Below are 12,465 nucleotides of genomic sequence, written 5' to 3' on the forward strand. Positions count from 1 at the left end.
GCGATATAATATCAATAAAATAACGGAAAAAATAGTAAATACTTATAAATTTAGGAGTAGTTATTTATTTTTTTGGACCATTTCTAATTGATCAACGCTAACATTTGTGGTGAAAATACCGTAATTAACAATTGCCTTTCCTTTTTCAAGTGAATCTATGCTTCCAACAGCCTTGCCATCTAACATTCGCACACGGTCACCAATTTTAAAAACCGGTCTTGGTTTATTCTTCTCTTTAAAAATAGCTTTCTTCTTTTCTACTTTCTTTTTTTCTCGAATAACCTTTACTTCTTTTTGAACTTCTTGGGCTACTTGTGCTTTTTTAACACGCTCGGCTTTAGCTTGATTTGCCGTTTTCTTCTTTCGCTTACTGTTTTCTGTTTCAACTATTCTAAGAAGTTCTGAAACTAAAGGTCGTTTTTTATTATCTTGAAAATACTTGTCGGCAGCAACATTTACCTTATTGCCTAGTTGAATCATGCGCTGATCATGATCGTAGAGTTCTTGGTAGTTTTCTAGTTTAGATTTTATTTTTGCATTTAGCTTTTCTAATCTTTCGTTCTCCTCTCTAGCCTTATCTTCTTCCTCTTTCAACCTAGAGCCTGTTTGTGCCATTTTACTACGTTCTTTTTGCAGTTTAGCAATGGTAGCATCAAAACGGACTTTGCCGCGCTCTATTTTCTTTTTAGCTTTATTGATTAATGAATAGGGGATGCCATTTTTTTGAGCAACCTCAAAAGTGAATGAACTACCAGCTTGACCAAGTATTAATTGAAACGTTGGTTCAAGTGTTCTTCCGTCAAAAAGCATATTGGCATTAGTTACATGAGGTAGCTCATTGGCTAGAGCTTTCAAATTTGCATAATGCGTGGTGATGACTCCATACGATCCTCTTTCATAAAACACCTCTAAAAAGGCTTCGGCAAGTGCGCCACCTAATTCTGGGTCACTACCCGTTCCGAATTCGTCAATTAAGAACAACGTGTTGCTGTCGCAACGTTTTAAAAATTGGTTCATGTTTTTGAGACGGTAACTGTATGTACTTAAATGATTTTCAATACTTTGATTGTCTCCAATATCAGTTAAAATCTTTTTAAAAAAACATATTTCGCTTCTTTCATGGACAGGAATCAACATACCACTTTGAAGCATTACTTGAAGTAAGCCAATGGTTTTTAACGTTATACTTTTACCTCCGGCATTAGGTCCAGAAATAACGATAATTCTATTTTCTTGATGAAGTTCAATAGTTTGCGGAAATGTTTTTTCTCCCTTTAATTTATTATTTAGAAATAAAAGCGGGTGGTAGGCATCTTTTAAATAAAGTCTATTGTCCGAATTAATATTGGGTAGTAGTGCATTGATATCATCTGCGTGCTTCGCTTTGGCGGCAATTACGTCAACTTGTGTTAAAAATTCTTGATAGTCGCTTAAAAGTGTTCTAAATGGTCGTATTTGAGCGGTCAATTGCTTGAGAATTCGCTGAACTTCCTCTTTTTCCTCAAATTCCAAATTGCTGAGCTCTCTACTAAATTTTAAAGCTGCTTCTGGTTCTATGTAAACAATACTACCTGTTTTAGAAGTACCCATAACAGCACCTTTTATTTTTTTACGGTACATTGCTTTAACTGCTAGAACGCGTCTATTTTCAACGACAGATTCTCTAATTTCATCTAAATAGTCTGACGCCTGGTACAGGTTTAAAGCAGAGCCGAAACTTTGACTAATTTTGCCGCGTACTGCGTTCATTTGCCGTCTTATGGTAAAAAGCTGTTCTGAAGCATTGTCTTTGACTTCACCAAATCGATCAATTACATTGTTGATTAAAATTGGTATTTCTGTATTTGGCTCTAGTTTCAATGCAAAATCGTAAAACAACGGATAGTAAACCTTAAATTTTTTAAAGAATTTCTGGTGTAGAACCACTGTGGTACAAATACTAGCAATTCTTTTGAATCCTTGTAATTCTAAAATTGTATTCTCTATTTTCAATAATCTAAGATCTGCAGTTATGCTATCGAAACCATGATTTGGAATACGATTTTCACTAATAAGCGATGATAGGTATTCTGCTGTTTTGCCTAGTTCGACTTTTATAACTTCTTCTGTTATAAAAGGTGCAATTTCTAGTGCTGTTTGCTTACCTAACTCTGTGTTACAACGAGCTGCTATTTGTTTTAAAACAGATGGAAATTCTAGGTCTTGTAGAGTTTTTGAGTGTATGTTGGCCACGTTATGATATAATAAGTCGCAAAGGTACGCATTGACAATGAATTTAAATTATTGGCGTGTATCTTGAAATTGTATACCGATTAAATAAAAAATTAATGAACTTGGCATAATAATGACGAAAAGGCCTTTGTCAAGTATTGAGGTAAATATTAACTTTGAAGAAATAGGAATTTTGAAATCATGATTGAGAACATCCATTTGCACAATAGTTGGAAAAATAGATTGCAAGAAGAGTTCTGTAAACCTTATTTTGAGCAACTTGAACAATTTGTGGTGAAAGAATATGAAAAACAAATATGTTATCCAGATGTCTCAGATATATTTTCGGCATTTAACCATTGTGCATTTGAAGATGTACAAGTTGTAATAATTGGTCAAGATCCTTACCATGGCCAAAATCAGGCTAATGGATTGTGTTTTTCTGTAAAGGAAGGAATAAAACATCCTCCTTCTTTAATAAATATTTTTAAGGAAATTGAGAATGATATTGGTATTGATTACCCTGCTAGTGGCAATCTTGAACGTTGGGCAAAACAAGGTGTATTACTATTAAATGCTACGCTTACCGTTAGAGCACATGAAGCAGGCAGTCATCAAAAAAAAGGATGGGAGTTGTTTACCGATTCTGTTATTTCAAAGATATCAGAAGAAAAAAGGAATGTTATATTCATGCTTTGGGGAGGTTTTGCCAAAAAAAAGGTTAAACTAATAGATTCAAGTAAGCATCATATACTAACTACGGGTCACCCTTCACCTTTGAGTGCTAATCGTGGATATTGGTTTGGCAACAAACATTTTTCTACATGTAACAAAATATTGGAAGATTTAAACAATAAATTTATAACGTGGTAAGTTAGATAATAATAAATGTTTTAAATTTAGATTGTACTGATAAAAGTACTAATCGGAATAAGAAACTTAAATAACATTTCATAATGAATAATTTAGATAGGTTAAACACCATTTTATTGGTAGACGATGATGACGCAAGCAACTTTTTACATTCCATTTTTATCAATAAACTGGATATGGATGTAAATATCAATTCAGCCCTTAATGGTCAAGAAGCTATCGATTTTATTCTTGGTAAAGGTCAAGAGCAGTTAGAACTACCATGTATGGTAATGTTAGACTTAAGAATGCCGGTAATGGATGGATGGCAGTTTATGGATGCTTACGAGTCATTAGTTCCTAAAAAACTTAAAGACCAAATTACTATAGTTTTAGTAACGATAAGTGATAATAAGGAAGATAAGGAACGTGCGGTTGCAAATAAGTATATCGCGGATTTTGCACAAAAGCCACTTTCAGATGAGACTTTTAAAGCCTTGATTCAAAAACATTATAGTCTAGCCGCTATCTAGGTTTAGGTTATTTTAATATTTCAGAAAGAGGAATCTTTTTTTCTATTAAGTTTAATTCCATAAGAGTGTTTTGCACCTTGATCAGGGTATCGTTTGGTAATTGTTTTTGGCTCCATTCGGTAATTTGCAACCACTCTTGTATGTCTTCTAATTTTTGATGATATCGATTTGCCAGAGTAGTGTCGATTCTAGGTATCTGTTTAAACTCGACTGTATACATGTTAATAATCTCAAGTATATGCTCAAGAATTCCGTTATTCTCCCTTAAAAAATTATTAGTGCCTACTAATACGAAACATGGCCAAGGTGTAGGGCAGTTTCCTAGGTGTTTGAAAACACCATTGTCTACAAGAGGTTTAGTAGTGAAACGCTCCCACATAAAATAGTCTGCAGTTCCAGAAGACAAGCCTTTTACAGCTCCATCTAAATTATTTATCAAATTAAATTTTAAATTTTCGGTGCTCCAGCCCATCTCTGTGGCGTGAACGTATGACATTAGATGGCTTCCACTGCCGTAACGGCTAATTGCTGCTGTAGTGTCCTTTAAATCACTTAGAGAGGTATAAGTGCTATCGGCATCTACATGAATACCCCAAAGAAGGGGAGAGGAAATATATTCTTGAATAATCTTCACCTCATTACCTTCGGTTATGCTTTTTACGATTCCTTCGGTTAGAATGATGGCAAGGTCAGTTTCTTTATTTTTTAGCATTTTGCTCATTCTACCGGTGCCCTCGGGCACTTCCGTCCATTCTAAGTTTATGCCTCTTTCTTGAAATGCGCCTTCTTCAATAGCTAAGTGCCACGGAAGGTTAAAATGTTCGGGTACACCAATAATCTTAACGGTTTTCATCTAATTTCTTTTTTAGGTAATCGTAGATGGCATATTGAGAGCGAATGATCGGTTCATCAGAAGTTTTGCCAACTTTTCTATTTGAGTTTTCTAAATCTAGAATACGAGCTTTTTGATTATCATTTAGCTGAAGGGAAAAAATGTGTTTTAACTCTTTAAAAATATCTGGGTCAAGAATTGGGGTTAACACTTCTATTCGTCGGTCTAAGTTACGGGTCATCCAATCGGCCGAGCCAATGTACATTAATTCGTCTCCTCCATTTTCAAAGAGGTAAATTCTACCATGCTCTAAATAACGATCTACGATACTGGTGATGAAAACATTATCCTTCATTCCCTCGCTAGGGTCATCATTGGCAGTTAGATAGCAACAGAACCCCCTAACAATGAGTCTTACTTCTACACCAGCATTAACGGCCCTGTACAATGCCCTGATCATATCAGAATCCTCAAGACTGTTCATTTTTGCGGTAATGGCCGCTTTTTTACCTTCTAGTGCAGCATTGATTTCGTTTTGAATAAGATTTAAAAATGTAATTCTGGTGGTAAACGGAGAAACCAATAAGCGTTTTAGCTTTGGAACTATTATTTTTCGCTCCAAAACCTGAAAAACCTGTCCTAAATCTTTTGTTATTTTCTTATTGGCGGTAAATAGTCCGTGGTCACAATATATTTTGGAAGTTTTAGCATTGAAATTACCGGTACCTATGTAGGCGTATCGTTTTACTTTGTCATCTTCATTTCTATATACCATTGCTATTTTAGAGTGCACCTTTACTTGTGGGATACTAAAAATTACTTTTGCTCCTTTTTCCTCAAAAATACGTCCCCATTTAATATTATTAGCCTCATCAAACCGAGCTTGAGCCTCAACAAATAGTGTTACTTCTTTATTATTGTTTAATGCTGTTAAAATGGCATCTGCAAGAGAAGAGGACTTGGCAATACGGTAAATAGTCATCTTTATGGCAGATACTTGAGGGTCTGTAGCTGCCTTAGTTAAAAAATCTTCTACGACTTTGAAATCTTGATACGGAAAATGTACCAATTGGTCTTTTATGTAAATGCTTTCAAAAATATTATCAGTATAAGATAACTCTTTATGCGCTAACGCCGGTTTTTCTTGATATTGCAAGTATTCCGTTCCCTTTGGAAGAGGAAAAGAAAAGAAATCGGATAAATTATGATATGTTCCTCCAGGTGATAGGTCTACCGAACCTAACTTAAAATCTGCTTTCAGCGATTCTATTAACCAACTAGGCATAGTTTCATCATAAAGTAAACGGGTTGCCTGCCCTGATAAACGTTTATCTAAAGAATTATAAATTTTTTCTACCAACTCAATATCAGAATAGTCATCTTCTAAATACAATTCGGCATCTCTAGAAAGTTTAATAGAATAACAAGCAACGATTTCTTTGTTGGGTAATAGTTTTTGAATATTCAGTCTAATGGCGTCATCCAAAAAACAAAATTGATGACCTTCACCAGGTAAACTAATAAATCGTTGTTGATTTTTTATAGGTATTTCAACAATACTATACTCTTGATCCGTATGTGTAACTGCCAAATAAAGCGCACCATCGGTTAACTCCAGATACTCTTTGTGAACATCGCAAAATTCCTTAATGTTTTCATCGAACAACCTTTTTAAGAATCGTATTTGCTCGCTCGTAAAGTTAGAAGTATTGCGAACATAAATATCATGGTTTTCCAGTTCTGAAAGGGTGGTTTTTATAATATTTCCGAACTCAACTTGTTGTTCGTTGATTATTTTTAATATATGTTGTAATGTGGTATTCGCTTTGAACATTAGCTTCTTTCGAAACTTTTTGTCTAAATGTTTAATTTGACGAAGTTGAGAAACGCGTACCTTAAAATACTCATCTAAATTAGAGGAAAAGATGGCTAAGAATTTTAAACGTTCTAAAAGAGGCGTATCAATGCTTTTAGCTTCTAATAATACACGTTCGTTAAAATAAAGCCAATTAATATCTCTATGTTTTAGATTGTCTTTTTTCATGGTAAGATTTGCGTAAAAATAAGAAGTACAATAGCAAAATATTTTAAAAATATGTTAAGCCAATCGACTCAAGCAAAATTCTATCAAGCTATTTACTGACTTTGCCGGAGTTACTGAAAACTCTCCTGTTGACCTATTAGCTAAAATACAATTCAGAGAAACTGCTTCGTGACCTAATAATTGGGCTAGGGCGTAAATACCTGAAGTTTCCATTTCAAGATTGGTTAATCTTAAGTCATTGTAATTGAAGGTAGAGAGTTTGTCCATCAATTCCATTTGACTAGGCTTAATTCTCAACTGACGCTGTTGTGGTCCGTAAAACCCTGTGTTTGTTGCGGTAAAACCTAATCGTATACGATTATCTTTGAACAGGTTTCCAAGTTTTTCAGAGTAGCATAGTACGTATGGCCTTGCTTTGTCGGTATGCCAAGAGGTATGGGCAATGAATTCATCTTCTATTTTAGGGTAGTTGATTTCTTCATGCTCGTAGAAATGTAGAAGTCCGTCGAAACCGATAGAGTATTCACTAATCAAGAAAGTATCAATAGGAATATCCGGTTGTATGGCTCCTGTAGTTCCAATTCTAATAATATCTAACGAAGTGTGATGTTCTTTAAGTGTTCTTGTCTTGAAATCGATATTTACCAAGGCATCTAGTTCGTTCAAAACGATATCGATGTTGTCCGTACCAATTCCGGTAGAAATAACGGAAATACGTTTACCTTTTAGATGACCTGTATGGGTATGAAATTCTCGCTTTCCTTTCTTTACCTCAATCGTATCAAAATGACGAGAAATCTGACTAACCCGATCTGGATCGCCCACGGTTATTACAGTGTTTGCAATATCTTCTGGTAATAAATTGAGATGATAAATACTACCATCTTCATTTATGATTAGCTCAGCAGGCTTTAGTTGCATGCTATAATTTTAAAATTCGGTTAGTAGTAGTATTATATAGGAAATTGTACTTTAAAGCACCTCCTAAATACACATCATTGTCTTGTATGCAAGAATAATAACTTGTTTGACCATCTAAAATTTCTTTACCTTTTTTTGAAATACGGACAGGGTTTAAACTAGTGATTAACGGTTTTAATCTCGTTAATGCACGATCATACTGGGTATTAGAGAAACCTAAGTTGCCTTGATTTTTAAGTAGAACATCTATGTATTCTGTTTTAGATTTTGGTTTCCGATCTATGGCAAGTTGTAAAATGGTATTTTCCATTTCATTTAAGCCGTTATTGATACTAGGAAATCGTTTTAGATGCGATTCAACGGCATCACCTAAATAATCAAACTGATAATTATTGAAGTCAGTTAAGTTTTCTAATCGTATAGGATTATTACTGCAATATAATTGCCATACATAATCTGCATACTCGGTATCATCTTGGTTCAATACCTTTTTATGTTTATAAAGCTCTAGTAATTGGTCGTCTGTCAATTCATTTAGGCTGTACATTTTATCGGTTTCATCTTCTTTGCCGCTACAGACCAATGATATTTGAGCGTATTTTCTATGCGTTAACAACCAGCTTATTACCGCTAGCATATTTACCTGACAAAAAAGATCATACTCGAACCAAAGCACGATATGATCTTGTTGTTTGTGGCTACATAAAGACCTGTATTCTTTTAGGGTCTTTTCTATGAACCAAGATTTTGAAACTTTATAGTTTTTATGAAGAAACTCGAATCGAGCTTTCCAAAATGTTTCAGTGCCTACATTAGGTAATGTCTGACCTTCACATAACATTTCGCGCCATGTGATGACATCGCCACCTAAATTTAATTTTTGAAGACGTTCGGTAAAAACATCTCCATTGGTAATGTGTAAGAGAGAACTCATACCAGTTTTGATTTAGTTTGATTAGATTAAAAATAATACTAATAACAACGTTAAAAAATTATTTAACAGAAAACAAATAGAAGGTAAAATGATTGGTCTTTGATAGAGTTAACCACCTACTCGTTTAACAGAGAAGCCTTTATCCTTCAATATGGACATGATTTTGTCTCTATAATCTCCTTGAATAATAATTTTATTATCCTTAAAACTTCCACCGACGCTCAATTTTGTCTTTAATTCTTTGGCTAACTTCTTAAAATCTTCATCGGCACCGGTATAACCTTCTAGTATGGTTATAGGTTTTCCTTTTCGCTTTTCGTACTTGCAAATAATTGGGTCATCTTGAAGCCAAATAGAATTACTCGTTGTTTTTTCAACAGGAGTTTCTTCTGTGTCGTGCTCCGGAAATAGATTTTTTAACTGATCTTTAAGATCCATATAGACTATTTTTTAATTAATCCTAAATCGATTAATCTTTCATGTAAAAATTCGCCAGCAGTAATATCTTCATACAATTTAGGATGGTTTTCATCGATGCAGTTATCTAAACAATTTAAAGACATTTCACTTACCGGGTGCATAAAAAATGGAACAGAATATCTAGAAGTGCCCCATAATTCTCTTGGTGGATTTACCACTTGATGAATTGTAGATAATAATCTGTTGTTAGTTAAGCGAGACAGCATATCACCAACATTAATCATCAATTGGTCGGGTCTAGCAATAGCATCTACCCATTCGCCATCATGGTTTTGAACCTGAAGCCCTTTACCATGTGCTCCCATTAATAAGGTTATCAAGTTAATGTCACCATGAGCTGCTGCTCTTACTGCGTTTTTTGGTTCAGAGGTAATAGGTGGGTAATGTATAGGACGTAAAATAGAATTTCCATTTTTTATATGGTTGTCAAAATAAAATTCATCTAAATTTAAATGTAAGGCTAAAGCACGTAATACATATCGTGCAGTTTTTTCAAGCATTTTATAGGTTTCCTTTCCTACTTTGTTGAATTCGGATAGTTCTTCTACTATTACATTGGCAGGATATTCCTTTTCTAATTCATCATTATCCTCAACATATTGTCCAAAATGCCAAAACTCCTTTAGATCGCCTTCTTTTCTTCCTTTTGCATGTTCTTTGCCGAATGAAGTATAACCACGTTGACCGCCAATACCTTCAATTTGGTATCCATCTTTCACATCACCAGGTAAATCAAAGAATTCTTTAATTTCACCGTAGAGCGTATCGACTAATTCTTCTGACAAAAAATGTCCGCTCAAGGCTACAAATCCAATTTCTTCAAAGGCTTTTCCAATTTCATCAATAAACTTTTGTTTTCTTTTTGGATCCTCAGAAAGAAAATCCGACAAATCAACACTAGGTACTAAGCTCATATTTTAAAGATTTTACGTAAAATTAATAATTATTGTGGATTTACAAGCGTTGTTATAATCTATACTTGCTTTATGCATTTTAGTTACATTTATATTTTAATAGCCAAAATTGATTATATCAATGAATTATACTGATTTTAAAGTAACTCAAGACGTTAAGCTAAAACTTTATAAAGCGATGCTTAAGCCTCGTATGATAGAGGAAAAGATGTTGATACTTTTGAGACAAGGAAAAATTTCTAAATGGTTCAGCGGTATTGGTCAAGAAGCAATATCTATTGGGGTAACAGCAGTTTTAGATAGTGATGAGTATATACTGCCGATGCATAGAAACTTAGGTGTCTTTACAGCACGAGATTTACCTCTATATAGGTTATTTGCCCAATGGCAAGGTAAGGCAAGCGGTTTTACTCAAGGGCGTGATCGCAGTTTTCATTTTGGCACGCAAGACTTTAATATTGTAGGAATGATTTCTCATTTAGGGCCTCAATTAGGTGTTGCGGATGGCATAGCATTAGCACATAAGTTGAGGCATGAGAATAAAGTGACTGCAGTATTTACTGGAGAAGGAGCAACCAGCGAAGGTGATTTTCATGAAGCACTTAATGTCGCTTCTGTTTGGGATTTACCGGTTCTTTTTTGTGTTGAAAACAATGGTTATGGTCTTTCAACACCTACCAACGAACAATTTAAATGCAAGCATATTGCCGACAAAGGCATCGGCTATGGTATGGAATCTCATATTATCGATGGTAATAATATTTTAGAGGTCTTTTTTAAAGTATCTCATTTGGTTAGGGATATGAGAATAAATCCCAGACCAGTGTTATTGGAATTTAAGACTTTTCGCATGCGCGGGCATGAAGAAGCAAGTGGAACGAAATACGTACCTAAAGAACTTTTAGATACTTGGGCAGAAAAAGATCCATTAGAAAATTACACGAAATATTTAATAGAAGAGAATCTTCTTACCAAAGAAAGTATTGCTAATTACAAAGCAGATATTCAAGCTGAAATCGACGAACATCTAAGAATTGCCTTTAGCGAAGATTCAATTACTCCTAATAAAAGTAAAGAATTAAATGAAGTGTATCAAAAATTTGATTTAAAAGAAATTAGACCAAGTCGATTTGTCACTAAAATCAGGCTTATAGATGCCATTTCAGAAGGTTTGCGACAGTCAATGAAAAAATTCGACAACCTGGTTATCATGGGGCAAGATATTGCAGAGTATGGCGGTGTTTTCAAGATTACCGAAGGTTTTGTCAATGATTTTGGTAAAGATCGGGTTCGAAATACACCAATTTGCGAATCTGCAATAGTTTCTACCGCGATGGGGTTATCAATAAATGGCATGAAAGCGGTAATGGAGATGCAATTTGCCGATTTTGCTAGTAGTGGCTTTAATCCAATTGTCAATTATTTGGCTAAGAGCTATTATAGATGGGGTGAAAATGCAGATGTTGTAATTAGAATGCCATGCGGTGGCGGTGTTGCTGCTGGACCTTTTCATTCCCAGACTAATGAAGCTTGGTTTACCAAAACGCCAGGTTTAAAGGTTGTATATCCAGCTTTTCCATATGATGCGAAAGGGTTATTGGCTACCTCGATTGAAGATCCAAACCCAGTATTGTTTTTCGAACATAAAGCTTTATATAGAAGTATTTATCAAGAAGTACCTGTAGATTATTATACATTGCCACTTGGTAAGGCAGGTCTTTTAAAGCAGGGAGATCAGATAACCATAGTTACTTATGGGGCCGGTGTACATTGGGCTTTGGAGGTTTTAGAAAAGAATGCCGACATAAGGGCGGATTTACTTGATTTACGGACCTTACAGCCTTTAGATACTAAGGCTATATACGACTCTGTGGTAAGAACAAGTAAGCTAATTATTCTACAAGAAGATAGTTTGTTCGGTGGTATAGCTAGCGATATCTCTGCTTTGGTCATGGAAAATTGTTTTGAATATTTAGACGGACCAATTAAAAGGGTAGGTAGTTTAGACACACCTATACCATTTAATATAAATTTAGAACAACAATATCTTGCGAAATCAAGATTTGAATCTGAATTAAAAGAACTTATCGCTTATTAGTGAACCCGTCAACAAAATTGTTAAAAGAGGTAAAAGATATTAATATTTAGCGGCACCTTTGTGTTGCTATTTGGTCGAATATGTAATTAATTCATCCAAAAAACAATAATCGCCGTAAATAGATAAATTTTAAAAATTTTACTTATGAAAAAAATAATTTTGCTTTTCAGTATCGTCCTTCTAATATCTTCATGTTCAGTATCTAAAGATGCAAGAGCCAAAAGAAATTTATTAAGCGGCACATGGACATTAAACGATGTTGCTTTTGAAGGTAATACTGGTAATGTTAAAGCGGTTTTATTTAATGATGTTGAAGATATATGCTTAGAAGGTAGTGAGTGGTTCTTTCGTGATAATAACAGTACAGGTAGATACACTATAAGTCCATCTACTTTTTGTACTGGTGGCGATCGTTATATTCGATGGTCGGTAGTGGAACGGGAAGAGAACTACACTAGCCAGTTACAGTTTAAATTTATTAACGAAAAAAATCAGGATATTTCTGGAGGTGCTGGTTACCGTTTAAACATTGAAAATCTTACAGAGTCGGCTATGACCTTAAAATCTAATGTCATGGTAGAAGGTGCTCTGGTAAATGTCGTTTACGAATTCAGTAAAAAATAAAATCTACTAAAAAATTTAATAT

Annotated in this window: 11 protein-coding genes; 4 read left to right on the forward strand and 7 right to left on the reverse strand. The window is 34.4% G+C overall.

Annotated features, from left to right (window positions below; translation table 11 throughout):
* Positions 1-60 precede the first annotated feature (60 nt).
* Complete coding sequence (locus tag ACJJVP_RS13950; protein WP_405414452.1) at positions 61-2,232, reverse strand: endonuclease MutS2; 2,172 nt, start codon at positions 2,230-2,232, stop codon at positions 61-63.
* A 180-nt stretch (positions 2,233-2,412) separates the two neighbouring features.
* On the opposite strand from ACJJVP_RS13950, the gene ung reads away from it, so the two are divergent.
* A complete protein-coding gene (gene ung, locus ACJJVP_RS13955) occupies positions 2,413-3,084 on the forward strand; it encodes a uracil-DNA glycosylase (protein ID WP_405414454.1) in 672 nt (223 codons plus the stop codon).
* An 83-nt stretch (positions 3,085-3,167) separates the two neighbouring features.
* On the forward strand, positions 3,168-3,596 hold the full coding sequence (locus ACJJVP_RS13960) for a response regulator (RefSeq protein ID WP_405414455.1): 429 nt from the start codon (positions 3,168-3,170) through the stop codon (positions 3,594-3,596).
* Positions 3,597-3,603: 7 nt separating this feature from the next.
* Here the strand turns inward: ACJJVP_RS13960 and ACJJVP_RS13965 are convergent, their stop codons facing one another.
* The 6 genes from ACJJVP_RS13965 to ACJJVP_RS13990 form a co-directional block, all read right to left on the reverse strand.
* Complete coding sequence (locus tag ACJJVP_RS13965) at positions 3,604-4,449, reverse strand: substrate-binding domain-containing protein (protein WP_405414457.1); 846 nt, start codon at positions 4,447-4,449, stop codon at positions 3,604-3,606.
* Positions 4,436-6,472: a polyphosphate kinase 1 gene (ppk1, locus tag ACJJVP_RS13970; protein WP_405414459.1), complete on the reverse strand. Its 2,037-nt coding sequence runs from the start codon at positions 6,470-6,472 to the stop codon at positions 4,436-4,438. Before ppk1 ends, ACJJVP_RS13965 begins: the two co-directional genes overlap by 14 nt.
* A gap of 54 nt (positions 6,473-6,526) precedes the next feature.
* Positions 6,527-7,393, reverse strand: coding sequence for a nucleoside phosphorylase (locus tag ACJJVP_RS13975; RefSeq protein WP_405414461.1), 867 nt, complete (start codon positions 7,391-7,393; stop codon positions 6,527-6,529).
* A 1-nt stretch (position 7,394) separates the two neighbouring features.
* Complete coding sequence (locus tag ACJJVP_RS13980) at positions 7,395-8,327, reverse strand: DUF1835 domain-containing protein (RefSeq protein ID WP_405414463.1); 933 nt, start codon at positions 8,325-8,327, stop codon at positions 7,395-7,397.
* 108 nt (positions 8,328-8,435) lie between these two features.
* A complete protein-coding gene (locus ACJJVP_RS13985; protein WP_405414465.1) occupies positions 8,436-8,765 on the reverse strand; it encodes a translation initiation factor in 330 nt (109 codons plus the stop codon).
* 5 nt (positions 8,766-8,770) lie between these two features.
* The gene (locus ACJJVP_RS13990) at positions 8,771-9,721 is read right to left on the reverse strand and encodes an isopenicillin N synthase family dioxygenase (protein WP_405414467.1); all 951 of its coding nucleotides are present in this window, start codon (positions 9,719-9,721) and stop codon (positions 8,771-8,773) included.
* Positions 9,722-9,842: 121 nt separating this feature from the next.
* On the opposite strand from ACJJVP_RS13990, the gene ACJJVP_RS13995 reads away from it, so the two are divergent.
* Positions 9,843-11,819 (forward strand): thiamine pyrophosphate-dependent enzyme, encoded by a 1,977-nt coding sequence (locus ACJJVP_RS13995; protein WP_405414469.1) that lies wholly within the window; start codon positions 9,843-9,845, stop codon positions 11,817-11,819.
* A gap of 144 nt (positions 11,820-11,963) precedes the next feature.
* A complete protein-coding gene (locus ACJJVP_RS14000; RefSeq protein ID WP_405414470.1) occupies positions 11,964-12,443 on the forward strand; it encodes a lipocalin family protein in 480 nt (159 codons plus the stop codon).
* Positions 12,444-12,465: the final 22 nt, after the last annotated feature.

Origin of the sequence: Maribacter sp. Asnod1-A12 (genome assembly GCF_045063735.1) — a bacterium.
In the GTDB taxonomy this organism is placed as follows: Bacteria; Bacteroidota; Bacteroidia; order Flavobacteriales; family Flavobacteriaceae; genus Maribacter.